Origin of the sequence: Pediococcus acidilactici (assembly GCA_024970065.1) — a bacterium.
Classification (GTDB): Bacteria; Bacillota; Bacilli; order Lactobacillales; family Lactobacillaceae; genus Pediococcus; species Pediococcus acidilactici_A.
Map to the genome: position 1 here is coordinate 453,266 of CP103908.1, position 26,649 is coordinate 479,914.

Genomic DNA, 26,649 nt, shown 5'->3' on the forward strand with positions numbered 1-26,649 from the left:
TAAGCAAGGAACAGGAAAACGGGAGGTTCGCTAATGAATAAATGGCTAAAATTGCTGCTTAGTTGCGGATTGATTTTGGGGATCGGGTTACTTGCGGGTTGTCAAAATAAGGATGCAACCCAAAAAGTGACGATTGTTGGTTCGACCGCGTTGCAACCTTTAGTGGAAAAGGCGGCGGCCGACTACCAAGTCACCCACCCAGAAGCACAAATTACCGTGCAGGGCGGGGGCTCAGGAACTGGTCTGGGACAAGTGCAACAAGGTGCAGTACAGATTGGAAACTCTGACGTTTATGCCGGACAACAAGATGGAATCCGGGCTAGCCAATTAAAGGACCACCGGGTGGCAGTGGTTGGTGTGGCACCGGTAGTCAATAAGGACGTGGGGATCAAGAACCTTACCATGTCCGAGCTGCAAAAGATTTTTACCGGAAAGCTAACGAACTGGAAGCAGTTGGGCGGGCCGGACGAAAAGATTGTGGTAATTAACCGGGCGCAAGGTAGCGGAATTCGAAAGACTTTTGAGCAGACGGTCCTACCTAATGGCGGAGCGGTAAATGCTCAAGAACAGGATGCTAACGGTACCGTACAAAAGGTGGTACAAGCAACTCCCGGAGCCATCAGTTACCTATCCTTTTCGTATTTCAACAAGCAATTACAACCGGTAGCGATTGACGGAGTCCAGCCCACCGCGGCAAACGTGCAAACGAACCGGTGGAAGATTTGGTCTTATGAGCACATGTATACGCAGTTAAAGACCAATGCAGCGACTCGAGACTTTCTTAAATACATGACGTCCCAACCGGTGCAAAAGAATTTGGTGAGTGATTTAGGGTATATTTCGATTCATGATATGCAGGTAAAACGAACCATGGACGGAAAGGTAATTCCAGTCAGGGGGGAGCAAAATGATTGATGAAATCCAAAAAGAATTGACGCAAAAGTCGCGGGCGGCGCGGCAAGATCAAGTTGGCAAGTTGATTGCGCGGATTTGCGTCGGGGTAATCATGCTAGTAGTGTTAGCCATCCTGTTTATGATTACTTCCAAAGGTTTAGCCACCTTTTCAGAAAATAAAATTAGCGTGGGGGAATTTTTCACTAAAACGATTTGGAATCCCACGGCTAAACCAACGCCGTTAGTCGGAGCGTTACCAATGATTGTGGGCTCTTTTGCGGTTACCCTAGGGTCGGCGCTTTTAGCAGCCCCTTTAGCAATGGCAACGGCCATCTTTATGGTAGAAATTGCGAACAAACGCCGCCGCGGACTACTTCAAGCGGTGATTGAACTATTGGTAGGAATCCCATCGGTAGTTTACGGATTCGTGGGCTTAACGGTGGTGGTGCCCGCGCTGCGTAGCATTTTTGGTGGAACCGGTTTTGGGATTTTAGCCGGCGCCTTAGTTTTATTAGTGATGATTTTGCCGACCGTAACCGCAATGTACGTGGATAGCTTACAAGCCGTTCCGCGGCACTACCGAGAAGCCTCGCTAGCGCTAGGAGCAACCCGGTGGCAAACAATTTCTAAAGTGGTGGTCCGGGCTTCCTTACCCGGGTTGTTGACGGCGATTATTTTTGGAATGGCGCGTGCTTTTGGGGAAGCGCTCGCGGTCCAAATGGTAATTGGGAATGCTGCGGTTTTGCCAAAGGACGTTCTTACTCCAGCGGCTACCTTAACCAGCGTTCTAACCACCGGAATCGGAAACACGGTATTAGACACTTTGCCAAATAACGCCTTATGGTCCTTGGCACTGGTACTGTTGATAATGTCACTAATTTTCAACCTGTTAATTCGGTTGATTGGTAAAAAGGGGGCGTTTAAATGAAGGCGAAACGTATTGACCGAATTGCGACCGGCGTGATTTACGCAATGGTGGGATTGGTGGTTTTGATTCTAATCGGGTTGCTAGGCTTTATCTTAGTGACGGGATTGCCACACGTTTCGTGGCGGTTCTTAACCTCTTCGGCAACCGCGTTTAGTGCGGGTGGCGGCATTGGCGACCAACTATTTAACTCGTTTTACTTGTTAGTATTGACCCTCATACTATCCCTCCCAATCGCATTAGGGGCGGCAATTTATTTGAATGAGTACGCTCCCCAAAATAAAATCACCGAAATTATGCGAATTATGATCGAAGTTTTAAGTTCGCTACCTTCAGTGGTGGTGGGATTGTTTGGGTTTTTACTTTTCGTGGTGCACTTTCAGTTAGGCTTTTCCATCCTTTCAGGCGCAATTGCCCTAACGCTTTTCAATCTTCCGTTGTTAACCCGAAGTATTGAAAACGCCCTGGCGGGGGTGCCCGATTTGCAACGGGAAGCTGGATTGGCGTTAGGAATTTCCCGGTGGCACACGATTACTAAGGTGATCCTTCCAGCTGCCTTGCCCGGAATCTTAACCGGCGTGATTCTAAGTGCGGGACGGGTGTTCGGTGAAGCAGCCGCGCTAATCTTTACCGCCGGACAAAGTGCGCCAAGCTTAAATTACGCAGATTGGAATCCACTCAGCAGTACTAGCCCGCTGAACATTTTTCGCCCGGCAGAAACCCTCGCCGTTCACATTTGGAAAATTAACACGGAAGGAATTATGCCCGATGCTAGTCAAGTTTCAGCGGGAGCTTCCGCAGTCTTGATTATCGTGGTACTGATCTTTAACTTCAGTGCCCGTCGTATAGGAAATTGGGTATACCGGCGGATTACCGCGAGCCGATAGGGGGAAACAGAATGCAAACAAACGTAAATGAAAACTCAATCTTGAAGTTTCCAACTGACCGTGAAATTGCGTTGGAAACACATAGCTTAGAAGTGTTCTATGGTGATAAGCAGGCACTTTTCGACGCTTCGTTGCAATTCCCGCGATATTCGATTACCGCGTTGATCGGTGCGTCTGGTTCGGGAAAATCGACTTACTTGCGTAGTTTAAACCGGATGAATGATGGGATTGCGCGGGTGACTGGAAGCATCATGTACCGGGGGTTAGACATTAACACGGATAACGTCGATATTTACCAAATGCGGCGGCGAATCGGGATGGTTTTTCAGCGACCGAACCCGTTTGCCAAGTCAATTGAACGTAACGTTACCTTTCCATTACGCGAACATGGAGTGCGAGATTCTGCGCAATTAGCTGAAGTAACTGAAACGAGCTTACGGCAGGCCGCATTGTGGGATGAAGTGCAGGACCGGTTAAACGGGAGCGCCTTAGCCCTTTCGGGAGGACAGCAACAACGTTTGTGCATTGCCCGGGCGTTGGCGATGAATCCCGACATTCTATTGTTGGATGAGCCGGCTAGCGCGCTGGATCCGGTGTCGACGGCTAAGATTGAGACCACGCTGCGGGAATTGAAAAAGCGGTATACGATCATCATCGTCACACACAGCATGGAACAAGCTTCGCGGCTAAGCGACTATACGGCGTTCATGCATTTAGGTAAAATCGTGGAATTTGATACCACTAAAAATATTTTTACCAACCCCCGCGAAAAATTGACGGAAGATTATATCTCAGGAAACTTTGGTTAAAGGAGAAGGGTAATGAGTAATAACGTGGTGACTGCAAAAGACGTGCGCTTATCTTATGGGGAAACGGAGGCTTTGCACGGGATTAACCTTAACTTGCCACAAAACCAAATTACGGCGTTAATTGGTCCGTCGGGAAGTGGTAAATCAACCTTTTTACGTTGCTTGAACCGGATGAATGATTTAATTCCAGATGTACGGGTGACTGGAACGATTCGGGTCGCGGGCAAAGACATTTACGATGCCCAAACTGACGAAGCGGATTTAAGACGACGGGTCGGCATGGTTTTTCAACAGCCTAACCCATTTCCGTTTTCGGTTTATGATAACGTCACCTACGGCCTCCGACTTGCGGGAATCACCGACCCACAAGTTTTAGCGGAGCGGGTGGAGACGAGTTTAAAACAGGCAGCGGTTTGGCAAGAAACGAAAGACCATTTAAAAAGCAACGCCCTTTCTTTTTCGGGCGGTCAGCAACAACGGATCTGCATTGCCCGGGTGTTAGCGGTCCAACCAGAAATTATTCTTTTAGACGAACCAACTAGTGCGCTAGACCCGATTTCGGCGGGGAAGGTGGAAGAAAGCTTGGTGGCTTTGAAAGAAGATTACACTTTAGCGATAGTGACCCACAATATGCAACAGGCTTCTCGAATTTCAGACCAGACGGCGTTCTTTTTAAACGGTCAGTTAGTGGAAGCGGGGCCGACTGCTAAACTATTTTTAAATCCAGACCAAACGGCAACGAATGATTACTTGAACGGTAAATTTGGTTAAGGGGGAATTGGCATGCAAGGAATTTTTAAAGAAGAACTCAAACGGTTGTTAGAACAGTTCACGGAAATGGGGCTGGACGTGGGGGAACAAATTTATCAGGCGACTAAATCTTTTATTGACCACGATCGCGAGCTAGCTCAATCCGTGATTGATCACGATGAGCAGGTCAACGTTGCCGAAGTGCGGTTAGAAGACCAGGCAATTAATTTGATGGCCTTACAACAACCGGTTGCTAATGATTTTCGGCAGGTGATCGTAGTTTTAAAGGCAAGTTCGGAACTGGAACGAATCGGCGACCATGCAGTGGGGATTGCTAAGGAAACCATTCGAATCAAGGGCCATCAACGAGACGCGATAATTGAAGCAGAGCTTGCGGAGATGACTCACTTAGTACGTGGAATGTTGGATGCCACGATTGACGCTTACGTTAAGGAGGATGGGCGGTTAGCTAAGGAAATTATTGCGGCTAACCACCAAATTGAAACGAGCTTTAAGAAAATACGTCAGAATATTGCTAGTAAAATGAAGAGCGATGCCAAAGTGGTTACCGGGGGAACCGGATACTTGATGGTTGCTAGCTATTTGGAACGGATCGGCGACCACGTAATTAACGTGGTGGAGTGGATCATGTACAACCAAACTGGAAGAATTACAGAATTGTCTGGGGATAATTAGGCTTAAACGGGGTGGAAATTGCGATGGTGATTTCTGCTTTTTTATTTTAGGTAAGAAAACTACCAACCATAATGGGGCGGTGTTCCCTTTAAAAGCAAATTAATTTAAAATTTTGGTAATACCCGTACTTTTTATGGGGATAAAGTTTGCTAATCGAAAGTGAAAAGCTGTAAAATTACAGATAATTAAAAAGCTTAGAGGTGAAATGTTTGAAATCAGATTTCAAATCAAAGTTTACAAAGTCTAACGACCGTTTTGTTGCTGGAGTATGTGGCGGCATTGCGGAGCATTTTGGCTGGGATAAGTCCCTTACCCGAATCATTGCGTTAGTACTAATTTTACTATCACACGGGTTGTTGTTGATTCCGTACTTTATTTTAGCTTGGTACATGCCAAGCCAAAATACGGGATTCTTTCAACAATTTGCCAACTGGACTGGCTTTTCGGGAAAAGCTCCCGGACAAAAGCAATCACGGCAAAGAAAAGAAATTAAGGACGCCGAAGTACACGACGTCGATGAATAAAAGATTAGGAGAATGCAAATGCGCTTTTGGCAACGAGTATTAGTGAATGGAATTTTATTTGTCGCTTTAACGGGATTTTTCCAAAATAGTGGAAATTTCTACGTTTCTAACATTTGGATTGCGTTAGCGGCAAGCCTCGTGTTGGCAATTTTAAATGCTAGCGTCCGGCCAGTTTTACAAATTATTTCGCTACCAATCACGTTATTGACCTTAGGATTTTTCAGCATCGTGATTAACGCGTTGATGCTGACGTTTACGTCGGCACTGGTTGGTCCCGCTAACTTTTATTTTTCGTCATTCGGGATGACGATGTTGATATCGGTGATTTTGTCGATTTGTAACATGATTATTTCAAATCATTTTTCCAATCGTTATTAAAGGAGGCCCATTGTAATGGCCGATAGTGTTTCAATTACAGAATTAGTAAAAAAAATCAGGCTCGACGTGTTTTACGGGGAGGATCTGTTAGATAAAAAACAGGTTACGGTCAGCGATATTTCGCGTCCAGGGCTAGAATTAACTAACTACTTTAAGTTCTATCCGCGGGAGCGAATTCAGTTGTTCGGTCAAACTGAAATTTCGTACGCAAAGGATAGTATGACGAGTGCGGATCGCACGGTCGTCTACAGTCAAATGGCCGATAAGCAAACCCCCGCCTTTGTAATTTCGCGGGGCCTGCCGGTTCCTAAGGAGTTAATTAAGGCGGCGAAGGACAACGGGGTGCCGATTTTAACGTCGACCCTGCCGACTTCCCGATTATTAAGTAACATGACCAACTACCTAGAGGATCGCTTAGCTGAACGGGATTCGGTGCATGGCGAACTCGTGGAAATTTACGGGTTAGGGGTCTTAATTACTGGTGATTCCGGAATCGGGAAGAGTGAAACGGCTCTCGACCTTATTAAGCGCGGTCACCGGTTGATTGCGGATGACCGGGTCGATATTTACCAACAGGATGAACAGACCTTAATTGGGGAAGCACCCCGCATTCTGCGTCATTTGTTAGAAATTCGGGGAGTGGGAATTATCGACGTAATGAATTTGTTCGGGGCTAGTTCAGTTAAGAACAGCACCGATATTAACCTAATCGTCCACTTGCAAAATTGGGATAAAGAAACCCATTTTGATCGGCTCGGTAATGGTGAACAAACCCGGCATTTCTTTGATTTAGACATCCCCAAAATTACGATTCCGGTTCGTGTTGGACGGAACCTCGGGGACATCATTGAAGCCGCTGCAATGAACTTTAGGGCTAAAAATATGGGTTACGACGCTACGAAAGTTTTCGACCAAAACCTTAACGCGTTGATTAAAGATAACTCGCAAGCATAGGAAGTGGATTTTGTGAATTTAAGTGTCGGAGCTTTAAATCCGATTGCGTTTACGTGGGGGAGTCTCCAGGTGCATTGGTACGGAATTATCATTGCGTCCGCGGTAGTCTTGGCAACCATTTTAGCGGTTCGGGAGGCACGACGACGGCGCGTCGACCCTGATCGCATTTACGATTTGATTTTGTGGTCGCTACCGGTGGCCATTGTTAGTGCACGCGCCTACTACGTGATTTTTGAATGGGGTTACTATCAAAACCACCTCTCCGAAATTATTCGGGTTTGGGATGGTGGAATTGCGATTTACGGCGCGTTGATTGGGGCCGGAATCGTGGTTTACCTATTTTGTCGGTACTACTGGATTCCGGTTTGGTTGATGTTGGATATCATCGCTCCGGTGTTGATCATGGCTCAAGGAATTGGGCGGTGGGGCAATTTTATGAATCAAGAAGCCTTCGGCCGGGTGACCAGCCTGGCTTTTCTACAAAGTTTGCACCTGCCGCACTTTATCATTCAGCAGATGTGGATCAACGGTGCGTTTCGCCAACCAACCTTCCTGTACGAATCCGTATGGGACATTTTAGGCTTTATTGTGTTAATGAGTTTGCGTCACGTTCCAAAACTTTTTAAACAAGGTGAAATCTTTTTGAGCTACGTGATTTGGTATTCTTTCGGACGGTTCTTCGTGGAAGGAATGCGAACGGATAGCCTTATGTTATTAGGAATTCGGGTTTCCCAGTGGCTGTCGGTAGCGTTATTTATGGGTGCAATTGTTCTATTAATTTGGCGTCGGACGCGGGTCCAAAACTCGGTCCCCGACTACTTGGATGGAAACCAGTTCGCACCAAAAGACCTTGAGTAAAGTACCTTTATATACGATAATGAAGGGGTACATATTTTTTAATAATTATATTTTATAGATTGTAAGGGGATTAATAATGGCAAAAAAAGTTGCAGTGTTAGGAGCCGGTTCATGGGGCAGTATTTTAGCAAACATGTTGGTTCAAAATGGCAATGATGTAGTTGCTTGGACAAACATGGAGGCGCAAGCTCAAGAACTTAACGACCAACACACTAACGAGCATTACGTGCCAGGTTTTAAGTATGATGAACGTTTAGTAGCGACAACCGATTTGGAATTCGCGTTGAAGGATGTTGACGCGGTACTTTTCGTTGTTCCTACTAAGGTAATGCGCTTAGTTGCTCAACAAATGGTTGCCGTTTTAGAAAAAACAAAGCAACAACCAGTAATTATTCATGCAAGTAAGGGACTTGAGTTAGGAACTCACAAACGACTTTCCGAAGTTTTGGAAGAAGAAATTCCAAGTCAGTACCGGAAGGCGATCGTGGTCTTGTCTGGCCCAAGTCATGCCGAAGAAGTTGCTAAGCAAGACTTGACGTTGGTAACGGCGGCAAGTGCTGATTTAGCAAGTGCTGAAATGGTCCAAAAATTATTTATGAACCATTACTTCCGTGTTTACACCAATGACGACATCATCGGCGTAGAGATGGGTGCGGCGTTGAAAAACGTCATTGCAATCGGTGCGGGTGCTTTACACGGCCTTGGTTATGGGGACGATGCTAAAGCAGCCCTTATTACCCGTGGGTTAGCTGAAATCTCACGGTTAGGCGTTGCCTTTGGGGCTAAGCCACTGACCTTTATTGGTTTATCTGGGGTTGGTGATTTAATCGTTACGGCTACGAGTGTGCATTCTCGAAACTGGCGGGCTGGTAACGAGCTTGGTCAAGGAATGAAGTTGCAAGAAGTTATCGATACGATGGGGATGGTCATCGAAGGGATTCCTTCTACTAAGGCAGCTTACGAATTGGCCCAACAAAAACACATTGAGATGCCAATTACTGAAGCCATCTACGATGTGTTGTATAATGAAAAAGGTGTTAAAGAAGTCATTGATGACCTTATGCACCGGGATGGAAAATCAGAATTAGAGTAAATATTTGGAGGTTTGAGTTTTTATGACAAAAGTACGTAAAGCAATCATACCAGCAGCGGGATTAGGAACCCGATTCTTACCAGTAACCAAGGCTTCGCCTAAGGAAATGTTGCCAATCGTGGATAAGCCTACGATTCAATACATCGTTGAAGAAGCACGGAAATCTGGAATCGAAGACATCTTGATCATTACCGGAAAAGGTAAACGGGCAATTGAAGACCACTTTGACGCGGTTCCTGAATTGGAAGCTAACTTAAAGGCAAAGGGCAAGAAGCAAATGTTGAAGATGGTTGAAGAAACCACCGGTCTGAACATGTACTTCAAGCGTCAAAGTCATCCCCGTGGTTTAGGGGACGCGGTTTTAACTGCGAAGACATTCGTTGGTAACGAACCATTTGTCGTTATGTTAGGTGACGATTTGATGGAAGACAAGGTTCCCCTAACTAAGCAACTGGTTGATTCGTTTGAAGATACTGGCGCTTCTACATTGGCTGTTTTACCAGTCCCACATGATGAAGTTTCGAAGTACGGGGTCATTGATCCATCTGAAGAAGTGGAAAAGGGCTTGTACAACGTTTCTAAATTTGTGGAAAAACCAGCAGTTGATGAAGCACCAAGTAACTTAGCGATTATTGGTCGCTACGTACTTACTCCAGAAATCTTTAATATTCTAGAAAACCAAAAACCTGGTGAAGGTAACGAAATTCAATTAACCGACGCAATCGATACGTTAAATAAGAAGCAACGGGTATTTGCTAAGGTATTTAACGGGGACCGTTACGACGTTGGTAACAAGTTTGGTTTCTTAAAGACCAACATCGAATATGGCTTGAAGCATCCAGAAACTAAGGATGAACTTAAGGCCTACATTAAGGATTTAGCTAAAACGCTCAAATAAAATTACTATACGTTATTTAAGGGAGGCTCGGACTTTTGGTCCCGGTCTCCTTTATTTATTAGCAAAAGGTTGCTTGGTAACTTGCTGAGCATTAAAAATGTATTTTTTAAATTAGTGATTATAATACAGAACAATGGACAGTTATTAAAAGTAAGTGTATAGTGGATTCATTATCAGATATGGAGGATTATTATGGCAAAGCAATATGATGTGATAGTAATCGGTGCGGGACCAGCCGGGATGACGGCAGCTTTGTACGCATCGCGTGCTAATTTGTCGGTGCTAATGCTTGATCGTGGAATTTATGGTGGTCAAATGAATAACACGGCAGCCATTGAAAATTATCCGGGATTTAAGTCGATTTTAGGACCTGACTTAGCGAAGGAAATGTACGAAAGTTCCACCCAATTTGGCGCAGAGTACGCTTACGGCAGCGTTGAATCAATTCGTGACGATGGGGCAACTAAATTAGTAAAGACCGACATGGGCGAAGAATTTGTTGGAAAAGCCATCATCATTGGGACTGGTTCAGAATATAAAAAGCTGGGCGTGCCTGGTGAAGAAGAATTTAGTGGCCGGGGAGTTTCCTACTGTGCGGTATGTGACGGAGCCTTCTTTAAGGGGATGCACTTGATCGTGGTCGGCGGTGGTGACTCAGCGATTGAAGAAGGAATTTACCTAACTCAATTGGCTTCAAAAGTTACCGTTATTCACCGGCGGGACCAACTCCGGGCGCAAAAAATCAGCCAAGATCGGGCGTTTGCTAACCCCAAGATGGAATTTGTTTGGAACAGCAACGTAACCGAAATTGTGGGTGATGATAAAGTTACCGGCGTGAAGGTTAAAAATAACCAAACTGGTGAAGATTCCTTTATTGAAGCTGCGGGGGTATTTATCTACGTTGGGGTTAAGCCAATGACCGCACCATTCAAGGATTTAGGAATCTTAGACGAAAACGGCTGGATTCCAACTGACGACTTGATGCATACCAAGGTTCCAGGAATTTTAGCAGTTGGGGACGTACGGAAGAAAAACCTTCGCCAAGTTGCTACGGCAGTTGGTGAAGGTGGTACGGCTGGACAACAGGCTTACGAATACATTCAATCGTTATCCTAAAAGTGTGAAGTCATTAACCATTTAAAAAAATTACGAAGCCTCCAGAAGCTAGGGAAGACCTTGGTTTCTGGAGGCTTTTTTGGTGAGCTTGATTGGTTTAATAATTAAAAACTTTTTTATGGATTAGCTGTACTTTATAATTAGAGTTAACGACAGAGTGCGATTTTGGGTAAAACGCTTTCTGAGTGACTAATCGTATTGTATAATAAAAATTAAGTTACTCACACCGAGGAGGAATTTTTGAATGAACTGGGAAGATTCAGTTAAAGAATGGCAAGATTTTGCCGATTTAGATTTTAACTTAAAACAAGAACTAAAAGAATTAGCAAAGGATCCACAAGCGCTAAAAGAAGCTTTTTACGCACCAATGGAATTTGGTACTGCTGGAATGCGGGGGGTAATGGGCCCGGGGATTAACCGGATGAACATTTACACGGTTCGCCAAGCAACGGAAGGCTTAGCTAACTTCATGGACACACTAGCTCCCGAAGACAAGCAACGGGGAGTAGCAATTAGTTTTGACTCCCGTTACCATTCGCAAGAATTTGCTTTAGAAGCTGCGGGCGTTTTAGGCAACCACGACATTCCAACGTTCGTGTTCGATAGTATGCGGCCTACTCCAGAACTTTCTTTTACGGTTCGGGAATTAAATACTTACGCTGGTATTATGATTACGGCTAGTCACAACCCTAAGCAATATAACGGGTATAAAATTTACGGTCCGGATGGTGGACAAATGCCACCAATGGAATCAGACCGGATTACCGAATACATTCGGAAAGTTACCGATATTTTTGGCGTAAAAGCTTTAACACAAAGTCAACTTCGTGAAAAGGACTTAATGACCTTGATCGGCGAAGATATTGACCAAAAATATCTTGCACAAGTAAAGACGGTTTCTATTAACCACGACCTTATTAAAAAATATGGCGCAGATATGAAGTTGATTTATTCACCACTTCACGGAACTGGAAAGGTAGTTGGCGGCCGTGCCCTTGAAAATGCGGGCTTCAAAGATTATACGATGGTTCCTAAACAAGCCATTGCGGATCCTGAATTTGGTACCACACCGTTCCCTAATCCAGAATTTGCCCAAACTTTTGACTTAGCCATCGAGTTAGGTAAAAAGCAACAGGCAGACCTGTTAATTGCCACGGATCCCGACGCAGACCGGCTAGGAGCGGCCGTTCGTTTGCCAAGTGGCGATTATCAATTATTGACCGGAAATCAAATCGCGGCGGTAATGTTAGAATACATTTTAACTGCCCATGACGAAGCGGGAGATTTACCAAAGAACGCTGCAGCCGTAAAATCCATCGTTTCTAGTGAATTGGCAACCCGGATTGCGGAAGCTCACGGCGTAGAAATGATTGACGTTTTGACCGGATTCAAGTACATTGCCGATCAAATCAAACATTATGAAGAAACCAATGAACACACCTTCATGTTTGGGTTCGAAGAAAGTTACGGCTACCTTGTCCGGCCGTTTGTCCGGGATAAGGATGCTATTCAAGGGATTGTGCTATTGGCAGAAATTGCCGCTTATTACCGGAGTAAGGGTCAAACCCTTTATGATGGGGTGCAAAGCCTCTTCACAACGTACGGCTACCATGAAGAAAAAACCATTTCAAAAGACTTCCCTGGTGTGGATGGTAAAGCGAAGATGGCAGCAATTATGGAAAAAGTTCGTGAAGAACGCCCAGATCACTTTGACGACGTTGCGGTGGTTGAAACCCAAGACTTCTTAAGTCAAACTAAGTACGCAGATAATGGCGAAACTTCACCAATTTCGCTACCAAAAGCGGACGTTTTGAAGTTTAAGCTGGCAGATGGCTCATGGATTGCAATTCGTCCATCCGGAACGGAACCAAAGATTAAGTTCTACATCGGAGCAGTGGGCGAAAGCGAAGAAGCAACCTTGAAGAAGATCGAAAACTATGAAAAGGCGATTGATGGGTTGATAAACTAGAGAATGGAGGCCAGCGGGTAGTTTTTGAGGATTAACTGGATTTTAGGTTTGATCGTGGTTTGAGCGATCGAACCTAAAATTTGGTTAACCGGAGAAAATTGCTGGCCGGAATTCGTTTTGACTAAAAGGCAGTCAAGCACAAGGATTAACTGAATATCGGGACTAATCGCGTTTTGAGCGATTGGTTCCGATATTTGGTTAACCGGAGAAAACTGGGTGCCGGAGCACGTTTCGGCTATATAGCAGTGAAGCGTAAGTTTAACTGGATTTTAGGTTTAATCGCGGTTTGAGCGATCGAACCTAAAATTTGGTTAACCGGAGAAAATTGCTGGCCGGAATTCGTTTTGACTAAAAGGCAGTCAAGCACAAGAATTAACTGAATATCGGGACTAATCGCGTTTTGAGCGATTGGTTCCGATACTTGGTTAACCGGAGAAATTTGGGTACCGGAGCACGTTTAAATCCAACAATCAATTTAATAACTCGATAAACAAAGATTCGGCTAACGGCCGGATCTTTTTTAGTTTTCAGCTGTTTTAAATGGGTTTGCTAAGCCAAGTTTGTTCCCCGGGGGAAAACTTTCACATTCCAGTTTATTTGTGATAGTATGTTAACAATTTAAATTTATTTAGGGGGAATTTTTTATGGGGATGCATCAATTTTTTAAGAGTTTAAGCAATTTAGAAACGATCTATCGGGCACCGGGCTTCTTTAAGTATCAGAAGCACTCGGTCGCAGAACATTCCTTTAAAGTGGCGGAAATCGCCCAATTTTTAGGTGACGTAGAAGAGCATGCGGGAAACCAAATTAATTGGCGTTTACTTTATGAAAAATCCCTTAATCACGACTATAACGAACGGTTCATCGGCGACATCAAGACGCCGGTTAAGTACGCGACGGCCGATTTACGCAAAATGTTGGCAAATGTAGAAGATTCAATGAAGGATAACTTCATTAAAAACGAAATCCCTGCTGAATTCCAAGACGCTTACGAACGACGTTTATCAGAAGGCAAGGATGACACGATTGAAGGTAAAATTTTGGCAGTAGCGGATAAGATCGACTTGCTTTACGAGTCGTTTGGTGAAATCCAAAAGGGAAATCCGGAAGACGTTTATACTGACATCTATAAGGAAAGTTTAACCACGATTGTTAAGTATAAAAAGATGCCGAGCGTGCAATACTTCCTCGAAAAAGTTTTACCCGAATTGTTAAATGAAGAGTTCACGGACCAACTGAAATTAGAAAAAATCAGCCGTACAATTATTCAATAGCAAAAAAATAGCGAAAGTATGTTCGGTGTGATAGAATAGTGGCAGTAACTCAAACGTTAATAATCAAATGGCTGAGAGCCAGAACCTAACGGGGTTCATCTCAGTTTTTTTGTGTGAATGGGGGAAAAATAATGATTGAACGCGAGGAAAATCGGCAGTTCGAACTAGTTTCTAAGTACCAGCCTACTGGGGACCAACCGACGGCGATTAAACAACTAGTTGACGGAATTCAGAAGGGTGAAAAAGAACAGATCCTTTTGGGTGCAACCGGAACTGGAAAGACTTTTACCATTTCAAACGTAATTCAGCAGGTCAACAAGCCGACGCTGATTTTATCACACAACAAGACGCTCGCTGGACAATTGTATGGTGAATTCAAACAATTTTTCCCAAATAACGCAGTTGAGTATTTTGTTAGTTATTACGACTATTACCAACCCGAAGCATACGTACCTTCTAGTGACACTTATATTGAAAAGGATTCGTCCATCAACGACGAAATTGATGAGCTACGGCATTCGGCAACGAGCTCGCTATTGGAACGGAACGACGTGATTGTAGTGGCTTCGGTTTCCAGTATTTTTGGGTTAGGGGACCCGCGTGAATATCGCGACCAGGCGTTATCATTACGCGTGGGGCAAGAGATTGATCGTAATCAATTACTTCGAGAATTAGTTGATATTCAATATGAAAGAAACGACATTGATTTTCAACGGGGACGTTTCCGGGTGCACGGCGACGTGGTGGAAATCTTCCCAGCGGCTAACGAAGCCCACTCGATTCGGGTGGAATTCTTCGGCGATGAGATTGACCGGATGCGCGAGATGGATGCCTTAACTGGAGAAATTATTGGTGATCGTGACCACATCACCATTTTCCCGGCGACCCACTTTATGACTAATGAAGACCGGATGGAACACGCTATCGAAGGAATCGAAGCGGAATTAAAGGACCGACTTGCGGAATTAGAAGGCCAGGGTAAGTTGTTAGAGGCGCAACGACTGAAGCAACGGACCACTTACGATATCGAAATGTTGCGAGAAATGGGTTATACCAACGGAATTGAAAACTATTCCCGGCACATGGACGGCCGGAAGCCTGGTGAACCACCGTATACGCTACTGGATTTCTTTCCAGACGACTTCCTATTGGTAGTTGACGAATCACACGTTACCATGCCACAGGTTCGGGGAATGTACAACGGGGACCGGGCTCGGAAACAACAATTAATTGACTATGGATTCCGGTTACCAAGCGCGTTAGATAACCGACCGTTGAAGCTTGAAGAGTTTGAAAAGCACGTTCACCAAGTAGTTTACATGTCCGCGACCCCCGGAGATTACGAAACCGCCCGGACGGATCACGTGGTACAACAAATTATTCGACCAACTGGATTATTGGATCCAACTATTGAAGTGCGGCCAATCATGGGCCAAATGGATGATTTGCTTGGTGAAATTAACCAACGGGTGGAAAAAGACGAACGGGTCTTTGTAACTACCTTGACGAAAAAGATGGCCGAAGATTTAACCGATTATCTGAAGGATATGGGAATCAAAGTGGCCTACCTGCATAGTGACGTAAAGACGCTGGAGCGAACCCGGATTATTCGCGATTTACGACTGGGCAAGTACGACGTCTTGGTCGGAATTAACTTGCTTAGGGAAGGAATTGATGTTCCGGAAGTTTCGCTGGTGGCAATTTTAGATGCTGATAAGGAAGGTTTCTTACGTAACACTCGTTCCATGATTCAGGTAGCTGGACGGGCGGCCCGTAACGAACACGGGCACGTTATTATGTATGCCGACCACGTTACTCAATCCATGAAAGAAACCATCGACGAAACTGCGCGGCGGCGTTCGATTCAGGAAGCTTATAATAAGGAACACGGGATTACCCCGCACACGATTAAAAAAGACATTCGTTCATTAATTTCGGCAACTACGGAAACGGAAGACGCGGGCAAAAAGGACGACTTTTTGGACGTGGACTTTGCGGATATGGATCGTAAGGATCAAAGAGAAATGATTGAAAGTCTGGAAGACCAAATGCGGGCGGCAGCTAAAGAACTTGATTTTGAACGCGCTGCTAATCTGCGTGATACGGTATTGGAATTAAAAGCCCAGATTGATTAGGAGGAATTCCGTTTGGTAAATGATAAGATTATCATTCACGGTGCGCGAGCACATAATTTAAAAAATATTGACGTTACCATTCCCAAAAATAAATTGGTGGTGGTGACTGGTTTATCTGGTTCAGGAAAGAGTTCACTTGCTTTTGATACGCTGTATGCGGAAGGCCAGCGCCGTTACGTGGAAAGTTTGTCGGCGTACGCCCGGCAATTTTTGGGGCAAATGGACAAGCCTGACGTGGATTCGATTGACGGGTTGAGTCCGGCAATTTCAATCGACCAAAAAACCACTTCGAAGAACCCCCGCTCTACGGTGGGAACCGTCACGGAAATTAACGACTATCTGCGCTTACTCTGGGCGCGGGTGGGGACTCCCGTCTGTCCAAACGATGGGACGATCATTACCAGCCAAACGGTTGAACAAATGGTGGATCGGGTCATGGAACTTCCTGAACGAACTAAAGTACAAATCATCTCCCCAATTGTGCGCGCTAAAAAGGGCCAACATAAAAAAGTGTTCGCTAGCATTAAGCGGGAAGGCTTTGTGCGGGTGCGGGTCGATGGTGAAACCATGGACGTAGAAGAAGTCCCGGAACTAGAAAAGAGCAAAGCGCACTCCATCGACGTGGTGATTGATCGCGTGGTGGTTAAGGAAGGAATCCATTCGCGGCTCTTTGATTCATTTGAAGCAGCGTTACGGCTAAGCAAGGGATACGCAACTGCCGACGTAATTGGGGGCGACCCGATTTTATTTTCGGAACATTACGCATGTCCAATTTGCGGCTTTACGGTTGGTGAATTAGAACCCCGGTTGTTCTCATTCAACGCTCCGTTTGGTGCCTGCCCCGATTGTGACGGACTCGGAGTTAAGCTAGAAGTCGATATGGACTTAGTGGTTCCGGACCAAGACAAAACGTTGCGGGAAGGGGCTTTGGCTCCTTGGAACCCAATTAGTTCCCAATATTATCCAAAATTACTGGAACAGGCGGCGGAAAGTTTTGGAATTGACATGGATACGCCGTTTAAAGATTTACCTAAGGCAGACCAGCAGCTAATCCTATACGGCTCCAAGGGAAAACAATTCCATTTTCACTATGAAAATGACTTTGGAGGCGTTCGGGACGTTGATACCGAGTTCGAAGGAGTTATCAACAACATTAACCGCCGTTACCAGGAAACTAATAGCGACTTTACGCGTGACCAAATGCGGTCGTACATGCGCGAATTAACTTGCCAAACTTGCCATGGTTACCGACTTAATCGGAAGGCGCGAGCAGTTAAGATTGCCGGGCAACACATCGGCGAAGTTTCTGATTTACCAATTGACCGTTGCAGTGCCTTTTTTGAAAAACTGCATTTTTCAGAACAGGATACCGTCATTGCGACACCAATCTTGAAGGAAATTCGGGATCGACTAAACTTCCTACGGAACGTTGGGTTGGAATATTTGACCTTAAGCCGGTCGGCGCGGACCCTTTCCGGGGGTGAAGCACAACGAATTCGTTTGGCGACCCAAATTGGCTCGAATTTATCCGGAGTGCTATATATCTTGGATGAACCTTCAATTGGGTTACATCAACGTGATAATGATCGCTTGATTAGTTCTTTGAAAAAGATGCGGGATCTGGGAAATACGTTAATTGTTGTAGAACACGACGAAGATACCATGCGGGCGGCGGACTATTTAATTGATATTGGTCCGGGCGCCGGAGAAAATGGTGGCGAAGTAATGGCTGCCGGTACCCCTAAACAAGTTGAACGTAGTCGTAAATCACTTACCGGACAGTATTTAGCTGGTAAGAAGTCGATTCCGGTACCTACTGAACGGCGGGATGGCAACGGCTTGGCGATCCAACTAAAGGGTGTGCAAGAAAACAACTTGAAAAACATCGACGTGAAATTTCCGTTAGGGAAGTTTATCGCCGTTACCGGTGTGTCAGGATCTGGCAAGTCTACCTTGGTAAACATGGTGTTGAAACGAGTTTTGGCACAAAAACTTAACCGGAATTCGGAAAAGCCAGGGAAGTATAAGTCGGTTAGCGGGATCAAGAACATTGAAAAGGTTATTAACATTGACCAAACCCCAATCGGACGGACTCCCCGGAGCAATCCGGCAACTTACACAAGTGTGTTTGACGATATTCGGGGACTCTTTGCGCAAACTAACGAAGCTAAGCTACGTGGATACACGAAGGGCCGCTTTAGTTTTAACGTAAAGGGCGGTCGTTGTGAGGCATGTAAGGGTGACGGGATTCTGAAGATCGAAATGAATTTCCTGCCGGACGTTTACGTTCCTTGTGAAGTATGTCATGGAACCCGGTACAACTCTGAAACCCTAGAAGTTAAGTACAAGGGCAAGAACATTGCGGAAGTTTTGGATATGACCGTTGAAGAAGCCGCTAAGTTCTTTGCTCCAATTCCTAAAATTGCGCGGAAGCTTCAAACCATCATTGACGTTGGGTTAGGATACGTGCACTTAGGGCAATCCGCAACCACCCTTTCCGGGGGCGAAGCGCAACGGATGAAGTTAGCTGCTGAATTGCATAAAAAAGCTAACGGAAAGAACTTCTATATTTTAGATGAACCAACCACCGGATTGCATACCGATGACATCAAGCGGTTGTTAGATGTTTTGCAGCGTTTGGTGGATAACGGCAACACCGTTTTAGTAATTGAACATAATTTAGACGTTATTAAAACGGCAGATCACCTAATTGATTTAGGACCAGAAGGCGGCGACGGTGGCGGACAAATCGTAGCTACCGGAACTCCCGAAGAAATTGCGGAAGTGGCCGAAAGCTATACGGGTCAATATTTGAAACCTGTTTTAGAACGAGATCGCAAGTTACAGAAAAATTAATTTTATCAAATCTTAAGCGGAAATGAGACCATTTGATTGGTTAGGTTTCCGCTTTTTTAGTAGTATCCCGGGGGATTTTGACGATGGTTTTTGGTGGTCGTCAAGTTTTCGTGGTATCATTTAAAAAATGACACGCCCGGATGTGTTATACTGAGAAAGTTGTTACCTTGGAATGGGGGAATCATTATGAACGAATCATTGAAATTGGTAGTGGTAACGGGAATGAGCGGTGCCGGAAAAACCGTCGCAATGCAAAGTTTTGAAGACATGGGCTTCTTTTGCGTTGATAACATGCCGTTAGCACTGTTACCAAAGTTTTGGGAACTAATTAAAGAAAATGGCAACATCACCAAGGTTGCTTTGGCGGTTGACTTACGGTCAGACGCATTTTATGAACAAGTGATTACGATGTTGACCGATACCCAAGCGCTTACGGGAATTAATCGGGAAATCTTATTCTTGGACGCCACTAACGAAGAGTTAATTGCGCGTTATAAAGAAACCCGACGGGCTCATCCGTTAGCAATGGACGGTCGGGTAGCGGATGGAATTCGCAAAGAACGGGAACTGCTTGCCCCAATCAAATCGGAGGCCCAACTGGTGATTGACACTAGCAAATTAACGCCCCGTGAATTAAGAAGTAAAATTTTTAACCAATTTTCAACTAATAAGACGGTTCCGAAGTTCCACATCGAGGTCGTTTCGTTCGGGTTTAAATACGGTTTGCCAATTGACGCTGATATCACCATGGACGTCCGTTTTTTGCCCAACCCGTATTACGTGCCTGAACTAAAAAATCAAGTGGGGACTGATCAACCAGTTTACGATTACGTAATGAATCAACCGGCAACGGAGAAATTCTACCAAGCTTATCTCAAACTGCTGATGGACATAATGCCAGGGTATCAAAAAGAGGGAAAGTCGAATTTGACAATCGCAATTGGCTGTACCGGTGGACAACATCGTTCGGTAGCAATTGCGGAGCGGTTAGGAAATGACTTAGCTAAACACTACGTTACTCACATTTCTCATCGAGATGTAAATAAGCGAAAGGAAACGGTAAATCGCTCATGAGTAAAATCAAAGGACCTAAGATTGTGGTAATTGGGGGCGGCACTGGTCTTCCGGTTATCTTAAACGAGTTACACAAGCGCAGTGCGGACGTGACCGCCATCGTAACGGTGGCGGATGACGGAGGTTCGTCAGGAATTATCCGGGATTACGTCAACGTCGTTCCGCCGGGGGACATCAGAAACGTTATGGTGGCTTTGTCGGATATGGCGCCGGAACTCAAGGATATTTTCCAATACCGCTTTAAAAGCGAGGATAACTTCCTTGCTGGTCATGCGATTGGTAACTTAATTATTGCCGCACTTTCTGAAATGCGGGGCGGAATTGACCCGGCAATTCGGGAATTGTCGCAAATGCTTCAAATCGACGGGCATATTTATCCGGCAAGCGCAGAACCTTTAGTGCTGCACGCTAAATTTACGGATGGTACTAGCTTAGCGGGTGAATCAGAAATTACCGCGGCACACAAAGATGTTAAACAAGTATGGGTCGAAAACAACCCTTGGAGTGAACATAAAAAACCACGTGCAGTGCCCGAAGCCTTGGAAGCTATCGAAGCGGCTGACGAAATTATTTTGGGCCCGGGGAGTTTGTTTACCAGCATTTTGCCTAATTTAATGATTGAAGACATTCGCAAAGCGGTTCTGGCGACCCAGGCGGAGATCGTCTATATTTGTAATATTATGACCCAGAAGGGTGAAACCATTGGCTTTACCGATGCCGACCACGTGCGCGTGCTGAACCAACATTTGGGCCGAAACTTTGTCGACACCGTGTTAGTCAACACTGAAAAAGTTCCCGAATCTTACATGGATTTCAACCGGTATGACGAGGTTTCACGGCAAGTAATTCACAATTTCAAGGGATTACGGGAACAAGGTGTGCGGGTAATTTCGGATAACTTTTTGAAATTACGCGACGGCGGCGCTTTCCACGATGGTGAAAAAGTGGTCGACGAGTTAATGCACATCTGCAGTACCCCAATTAAGAAACAAGCATAGGAGGTGCGATCGTGTCTTATGCCAGCGAAGTAAAAAAAGAGCTGACTAGTTTAGAAGTCCACGAACATAACGCGAAAGCCGAATTAATGGCGTTGATTCGTATGAACGGTTCGATTGGGATCAACAATCGACAACTAGTGCTTAACACCCAAACGGAGAATCCGGCCATTGCACGGCGGATTTATTCCTTACTAAAAAATTTCTATCACTTAGAAGCAGAGTTAAGCGTGCGCCGAAAAATGAAGTTGAAGAAAAACAACCTATACATCGTTCGTTTACGGACGGGGGCACAGCAATTACTTAACGATTTATCAATTTTAAAGGACGATTTTCAAATCAATGAAACTGTTCCAGAAGGCCTTTTAGCGACGGAATCGGAGTTACGATCCTATTTGCGAGGCGCCTTCTTAGCCGGAGGGTCAGTTAATAATCCTGAAACCAGTCGTTACCATTTGGAAATTTATTCGCTTTACGAAGCTCATAATCAAATGATTGCGGATTGGATTAACCAGTATCACCTTAACGCGCGGACTACGGAGCGCCGAAGTGGTTACATTGTTTACCTGAAGGAAGCTGAACACATTGCGGATTTTCTTCAGCTAATTGGCGCGACTAATTCCATGTTGAAATTTGAAGACGTGCGGATTATGCGGGATATGCGTAATTCGGTTAACCGTTTGGTAAATTGCGAGAACGCCAACATGAACAAAGTGGCGAACGCTTCGATGAAGCAAATCAATAACATCCAATACATTGACGAAGTAGTGGGACTCGATGAGTTGCCACCCAAGCTTCGGGACATTGCCAAAACACGCTTAGCTCATCGGGAAGTTAGTCTGAAGGAGCTTGGTGAATTAGTACCTGGTGGACCGATTTCTAAATCGGGGGTCAACCACCGCTTACGAAAAATTAACCAGTACGCAGAAAAGTTGCGTGCGTAAAGATTTTTGCTGGTAAAAGTATCAATTAACAATCTTTGCATTGTTTAATAGAAGGACAATGAATATACAGATGCTTGAAATCTGTGCAGAATGGCAGAAAAACTGCTAACTGCGCGGATTTTTTTATTTAGGTCAAAATGTGTCAAAAGCGCTACACTACGGACTTTGTAACTATACTGTAAAACGCTTTAAGAAGCAGATGTGCTATTCTTAAGGGGATATATAAATCAACGCCGAAAAGGTTTGGATATAGGAGAGTAGTTAATATATGGAAATCAAAAAGCATTATAAGATGTTTAAGTCGGGGAAGAAGTGGGCATTTGCAAGTATTGCTACAGCTAGTTTGGGTTTGGTAGCGCTCAATACTAATGCTGAAAAGGCACATGCGGATAGTGATGCGCAAGCCAACACTAATTCCGCTAGCCAGCTTGATCAACAGACCAAGACGGCCCCGGTCAACGAAAAGCAAGTTACGTTGGCAAAGCCGGCAACTGTTAAGGCTAGTTCAGCTGCTGTTCAATCAGCAGCTCCTGCTAAGAGTGCGGCTCAATCCGCTGCTAAGAGCAACGTAGATAGTGCTGCTGCTAAGCCAGCACCACACTCTGATGCAGTGAAGGTAGAGACTAAAGCAACTACTTCTTCAGCGGCACAACCAGCTAAAGCGGCTAAAAAGGCTGTATCTAGTGCAGCTAAAGAAGTTCCTGCTTCTTCAGCAGCCAAAAAAACGGTGGCAACCAGCGCAAACGTAGCTAGTTCGGCAGCTCCAAGCTCGGCAGCAAGTAAAAAAGCAGTTTCAACAACTGTGCAATCGAGTGCTGCAAAGCAAACAACTTCTTCAGCAGCGCAAGTAAACGCAAGTTCGGCAGCTGCTAAGTTTGCGGTTGATTCTAGTGCAGTTTCTCAAGCTGCTCAAAAAGATGCTAAGACAACTAAAACGGCTGAAAAGAAGAATGACAATTCTTCAAAGAATTACACAATCGATAATACATATCGGTTAGCTGAAAACGAAGGTAGTGACCAAAAGACTAACAATAAGATTATTGTTGCTCACGCCGTTGGTCAATATTCATCTGCGCGCGACGTTGCTATTTACGAAAAACGTGAATGGGATAGTAGTGAAACCTACGTACAATACATCGTCGGTGATGGTGGACGGGTATACGCCGTGGGTGACGAAGGATACGTTGCTTGGGGTGCTGGTAAATGGGCTAACGAAAATGCTCCTGTTCAAGTCGAATTAGCGCAAACTTACTCAGATAGCCAATTCAAGAAGGATTACGAGACTTACGTTAACTTACTCCGGGACTCTGCAAAGAAATGGAACATTCCAACCACGTTAGATAGTGACGAATACACTGGAATCAAGTCTCACGTTTGGGTTACCGAACACGTTTGGGGCAACCACGTGGACCCATACGGTTACTTAGGCACTCACGGAATTACTAAGGAACAATTTGCACATGATTTGGCTTACGGCTTTGGTGATGACAATGCTGCCAACGATAACAATGGTCAAAATAACCACCAAAACGATAACCAAAATAATAACCACCAAAACAACAATCACCAAAATGACTCTAATAACAATAACCATGGTGACCAAAACAAGCAAACTTACCACGTTGGTGATAAGGTAACCATCAAGAATGGTGCATCCCACTGGGCAACTGGTCAGTCGATTTACAATGATGTCAAGGGTCATACTTACAAGATTATCCAAACTAACGGACACAAACTATTGTTAGATCAAGTTATTAGCTGGATCAACGATAGCGACGTTTACATGGCGGGCTCTAATTCAGGTTCCTCTAACGGTAACCACCACAACAATAATAACCACTCTAATAATGCAGATATTAAAGTGGGTACCGTGGTTACTATCAACAATAATGCTAGTCACTGGGCAACTGGCCAAAGCATCTATGATGGTGTTAAAGGCAAGAGCTATAAAGTTATCCAAACCAATGGCAACCGACTCTTGTTGGATAAGGTTATCAGCTGGATTAACAAGGGTGACGTCCATGTTCCAGGTTCTAACTCTAATAATTCAGGCAACCAAAACCACAATAACAACAACAATAATAATCATAGCAACACGGAATCCATTCACGTGGGCTCAAAGGTTACCATCAACAACAATGCCAAACGCTGGGCAACTGGCCAAAACATCTATAGCGGTGTAAAGGGCAAAACTTACACAGTTATTCAAATGAACGGTAGCCGGCTATTATTGGATAAGGTTATTAGTTGGATCAATAAGGGTGACGTTCACCTTCCTGGTTCATCAAATGGTTCACAAAATAACAACCATAATAACAATAATAATGCCAATAATAACGACGGTACGATCCGGGTTGGTACAAACGTAACCATTAAGCAAACCGCAAAACGTTGGGCAACTGGTCAAAACATTTACAATGGTGTAAAGGGGAAGACTTACAAAGTTATCCAAATCAACGGCAACCGGCTCTTGTTAGACCGGGTTATTAGTTGGATCAATAAGGGTGACGTATACGTACCTGGCGCATCTAACAACAATGGCAATAATAACAATCATAACAACAACCAAAATAACAATGCGGGTAACTACCACTTCACTAACCAACACTGGACTGCTGCCCAAACTAACTTTGTTAACGGCATCGTGGCGGACGTAATGAGCGTTTGCCAAAGCAATAACTTGTACGCTTCCGTTGCAATGGCACAAGCAGTTGTTGAAAGTGCGTATGGTTCTTCCACATTAGCACAGGAAGCACACAACCTCTTTGGAATTAAAGCGGATAGCACTTGGCATGGTGCAACTTACACCAAGAACACCCAAGAAGTTATTAACGGTCGGACAGTAACTATTTCAGCTGCATTTAGAAAATACGATTCATTTAAAGACTCAATTGCAGACTACGCTAAGAAGTTAGAATCGCGGCCACAATACGCCAACGCCTTTTCTAACCACGCACATAATTACGTTGAATCAGTTAAGGCAATCAAAGCTGGCGGTTACGCAACTGCACCTACTTACGTAAGCAGCATTGTTAATTGCATTAATAACTACGGTTTCTACAAATTAGACGGCTTGAACTCAGCAATTTCGTTGTAATTTCTGTAGATAAAATTTAATATAGACGTATGATCGAAGAGGCTGAAACGTAAAGTTACAGTCTCTTCTTTAATAAGCGATGGGGGTGGAACAAGAATGCGGTATAAAGAGTATCAATTTGTTCAGTTATGGGACGGCCGGATGGGTACAATTACTAAAACGTTATCCAGTGGCGGTTATTTAATTGAAGATAACTTTTGGGGTTGGTTAGAAATGAAGAGTAAGGAAGACCCTGAACACTATATTTTCCCTAACGCCGACGTGGAGCGCCGTTTTTCAGCGCTAGAAGAAGAGATCGAAGGTGAAGCTCAAATGGCCGAGGAATGGTATGAGTTTCGTTACAAGGTGATGGTCAGCGCTTTAGGAAATTAATTAAAGTGCAAAAAAAGCTTGGAAATCAATTAGATTTCCAAGCTTTTTTACGTTATCAACGCTTTATTACTTGCCTGATTTGAGGCTGGCGTTCTTTTCCATAATGCCGTCGATCAAACCGTAATCAACTGCATCTTGAGCAGAGAGGTAGTTATCCCGTTCGGTATCAAGGTTTATTTTTTCAAGTGGTTGACCAGAATTTTCTGCCAAGATCTTGTTCAACTCTTTCCGGGTCTTCAAGATTTGTTCAGCAGCAATTTCAATTTCGGTTTGTTGACCTTGTGCACCACCAGAAGGTTGATGAATCATTACTTCCGAGTGCGGCAAAGCAAAACGTTTGCCCTTTGTACCAGAAGAAGCCAAGACACTGGCCATTGAAGCTGCCATTCCCATTACGATGGTTTGGACGTCAGCTTTGATGAAGTTCATCGTGTCGTAGATTGCCAAACCGGCAGTAACCACCCCACCAGGAGAGTTAATGTAAAGGTAAATATCTTTTTCAGAGTCTTGTGCATCAAGGAATAGTAATTGAGAAATGATTGAGTTAGCCAAATCATCATCAATTGGACCTGATAACATAATAATCCGATCTTTTAATAGTCGTGAATAAATATCATAAGCACGTTCGCCACGTGATGATTGTTCAATAACGGTTGGAACCAAGTTCATAACTTAGTAGCCTCCTTTTCGGATAAAGATTTAGTATTAATTACTAACCATGGCTTTAGTTTATCTCATTGGTCAAAAAAGGTCAAATGTTTTTGCTTATTCATCTTAATTAAATACAGAAAAGTGTTGATTAGGGAATGAAAGGCTAGAACAGCTTTAAGATTGGTCAAACGAGGCTTACCAAATTCTATGGAAGAATACTAAATGCGGCTTTATCATGGATAAAGCGCTATTACTAGTATATAATCAACGTAAAAGAAGGCTTATCAAAATGGTAAGTTGTTTATAAAAAAATATCCGTCGCCAGCAATCACCTAGATTACTAACGACAGATATTGAGGATTGCGATTCTTCGCAATTACGATGTTTAAAGTTCCGGAATATTAAAAAATGCGCCATCGGGGAGTCGAACCCCGATCTTGAGAACCGGAATCTCACGTGCTATCCATTACACTAACGGCGCTTAACAAAATAAATTTTAC

23 protein-coding genes and 1 tRNA gene are annotated in these 26,649 nt (G+C 44.4%); 22 read left to right on the forward strand and 2 right to left on the reverse strand.

What is annotated here, in order from left to right; genetic code table 11:
- The first annotated feature begins 33 nt into the window (after positions 1-33).
- The 22 genes from NYR25_02055 to NYR25_02160 all read left to right on the forward strand — a co-directional run bounded on the left by NYR25_02055 (position 34) and on the right by NYR25_02160 (position 25,498).
- Positions 34-915, forward strand: a complete 882-nt coding sequence (locus NYR25_02055; protein UWF34216.1) for a phosphate ABC transporter substrate-binding protein PstS family protein — start codon at positions 34-36, stop codon at positions 913-915.
- Positions 911-1,822: a phosphate ABC transporter permease subunit PstC gene (gene pstC / locus NYR25_02060; protein UWF34708.1), complete on the forward strand. Its 912-nt coding sequence runs from the start codon at positions 911-913 to the stop codon at positions 1,820-1,822. Before NYR25_02055 ends, pstC begins: the two co-directional genes overlap by 5 nt.
- Positions 1,819-2,706: a phosphate ABC transporter permease PstA gene (gene pstA, locus NYR25_02065; protein UWF34217.1), complete on the forward strand. Its 888-nt coding sequence runs from the start codon at positions 1,819-1,821 to the stop codon at positions 2,704-2,706. The genes pstC and pstA overlap by 4 nt, the downstream gene beginning before the upstream one ends.
- Positions 2,707-2,717: 11 nt before the next feature.
- Positions 2,718-3,515: a phosphate ABC transporter ATP-binding protein PstB gene (gene pstB, locus NYR25_02070; protein UWF34218.1), complete on the forward strand. Its 798-nt coding sequence runs from the start codon at positions 2,718-2,720 to the stop codon at positions 3,513-3,515.
- Between the two features lie 12 nt (positions 3,516-3,527).
- Positions 3,528-4,286 (forward strand): phosphate ABC transporter ATP-binding protein PstB, encoded by a 759-nt coding sequence (gene pstB / locus NYR25_02075; GenBank protein ID UWF34219.1) that lies wholly within the window; start codon positions 3,528-3,530, stop codon positions 4,284-4,286.
- 12 nt (positions 4,287-4,298) lie between these two features.
- A complete protein-coding gene (gene phoU / locus NYR25_02080) occupies positions 4,299-4,961 on the forward strand; it encodes a phosphate signaling complex protein PhoU (GenBank protein ID UWF34220.1) in 663 nt (220 codons plus the stop codon).
- Positions 4,962-5,161: 200 nt separating this feature from the next.
- The gene (locus NYR25_02085; protein ID UWF34221.1) at positions 5,162-5,485 is read left to right on the forward strand and encodes a PspC domain-containing protein; all 324 of its coding nucleotides are present in this window, start codon (positions 5,162-5,164) and stop codon (positions 5,483-5,485) included.
- 18 nt (positions 5,486-5,503) lie between these two features.
- Positions 5,504-5,863, forward strand: coding sequence for a phage holin family protein (locus tag NYR25_02090; GenBank protein UWF34222.1), 360 nt, complete (start codon positions 5,504-5,506; stop codon positions 5,861-5,863).
- A 15-nt stretch (positions 5,864-5,878) separates the two neighbouring features.
- Positions 5,879-6,817: an HPr(Ser) kinase/phosphatase gene (gene hprK, locus NYR25_02095; GenBank protein ID UWF34223.1), complete on the forward strand. Its 939-nt coding sequence runs from the start codon at positions 5,879-5,881 to the stop codon at positions 6,815-6,817.
- A 12-nt stretch (positions 6,818-6,829) separates the two neighbouring features.
- Positions 6,830-7,675: a prolipoprotein diacylglyceryl transferase gene (gene lgt / locus NYR25_02100; GenBank protein UWF34224.1), complete on the forward strand. Its 846-nt coding sequence runs from the start codon at positions 6,830-6,832 to the stop codon at positions 7,673-7,675.
- Positions 7,676-7,751: 76 nt separating this feature from the next.
- Positions 7,752-8,768: an NAD(P)H-dependent glycerol-3-phosphate dehydrogenase gene (locus NYR25_02105; protein ID UWF34225.1), complete on the forward strand. Its 1,017-nt coding sequence runs from the start codon at positions 7,752-7,754 to the stop codon at positions 8,766-8,768.
- Positions 8,769-8,790: 22 nt separating this feature from the next.
- On the forward strand, positions 8,791-9,666 hold the full coding sequence (galU, locus tag NYR25_02110) for a UTP--glucose-1-phosphate uridylyltransferase GalU (GenBank protein UWF34226.1): 876 nt from the start codon (positions 8,791-8,793) through the stop codon (positions 9,664-9,666).
- A 192-nt stretch (positions 9,667-9,858) separates the two neighbouring features.
- Positions 9,859-10,782: a thioredoxin-disulfide reductase gene (trxB, locus tag NYR25_02115; GenBank protein ID UWF34227.1), complete on the forward strand. Its 924-nt coding sequence runs from the start codon at positions 9,859-9,861 to the stop codon at positions 10,780-10,782.
- Positions 10,783-11,026: 244 nt separating this feature from the next.
- Entirely contained in the window at positions 11,027-12,751 is a 1,725-nt protein-coding gene (locus NYR25_02120; protein ID UWF34228.1) for a phospho-sugar mutase, read from the forward strand.
- A gap of 644 nt (positions 12,752-13,395) precedes the next feature.
- The gene (locus tag NYR25_02125) at positions 13,396-14,025 is read left to right on the forward strand and encodes an HD domain-containing protein (GenBank protein ID UWF34229.1); all 630 of its coding nucleotides are present in this window, start codon (positions 13,396-13,398) and stop codon (positions 14,023-14,025) included.
- A gap of 131 nt (positions 14,026-14,156) precedes the next feature.
- The gene (uvrB, locus tag NYR25_02130; GenBank protein ID UWF34230.1) at positions 14,157-16,160 is read left to right on the forward strand and encodes an excinuclease ABC subunit UvrB; all 2,004 of its coding nucleotides are present in this window, start codon (positions 14,157-14,159) and stop codon (positions 16,158-16,160) included.
- 12 nt (positions 16,161-16,172) lie between these two features.
- Complete coding sequence (gene uvrA / locus NYR25_02135; protein UWF34231.1) at positions 16,173-19,016, forward strand: excinuclease ABC subunit UvrA; 2,844 nt, start codon at positions 16,173-16,175, stop codon at positions 19,014-19,016.
- A gap of 186 nt (positions 19,017-19,202) precedes the next feature.
- Positions 19,203-20,090, forward strand: coding sequence for an RNase adapter RapZ (rapZ, locus tag NYR25_02140; GenBank protein ID UWF34232.1), 888 nt, complete (start codon positions 19,203-19,205; stop codon positions 20,088-20,090).
- Positions 20,087-21,088 (forward strand): YvcK family protein, encoded by a 1,002-nt coding sequence (locus NYR25_02145; GenBank protein UWF34233.1) that lies wholly within the window; start codon positions 20,087-20,089, stop codon positions 21,086-21,088. The genes rapZ and NYR25_02145 overlap by 4 nt, the downstream gene beginning before the upstream one ends.
- A gap of 11 nt (positions 21,089-21,099) precedes the next feature.
- Positions 21,100-22,029, forward strand: a complete 930-nt coding sequence (gene whiA / locus NYR25_02150; GenBank protein ID UWF34234.1) for a DNA-binding protein WhiA — start codon at positions 21,100-21,102, stop codon at positions 22,027-22,029.
- A 268-nt stretch (positions 22,030-22,297) separates the two neighbouring features.
- Positions 22,298-25,126, forward strand: a complete 2,829-nt coding sequence (locus NYR25_02155; protein ID UWF34235.1) for a glucosaminidase domain-containing protein — start codon at positions 22,298-22,300, stop codon at positions 25,124-25,126.
- A gap of 96 nt (positions 25,127-25,222) precedes the next feature.
- Positions 25,223-25,498 carry a hypothetical protein gene (locus NYR25_02160; protein ID UWF34236.1) on the forward strand — a complete coding sequence of 92 codons (276 nt, stop codon included), beginning with the start codon at positions 25,223-25,225 and terminating at the stop codon, positions 25,496-25,498.
- Positions 25,499-25,564: 66 nt separating this feature from the next.
- Here the strand turns inward: NYR25_02160 and clpP are convergent, their stop codons facing one another.
- Together clpP and NYR25_02170 are read right to left on the reverse strand one after the other, a co-directional pair.
- Entirely contained in the window at positions 25,565-26,167 is a 603-nt protein-coding gene (gene clpP, locus NYR25_02165; protein UWF34237.1) for an ATP-dependent Clp endopeptidase proteolytic subunit ClpP, read from the reverse strand.
- 391 nt (positions 26,168-26,558) lie between these two features.
- Positions 26,559-26,630 (reverse strand) — tRNA-Arg (locus NYR25_02170).
- Positions 26,631-26,649 lie beyond the last annotated feature (19 nt).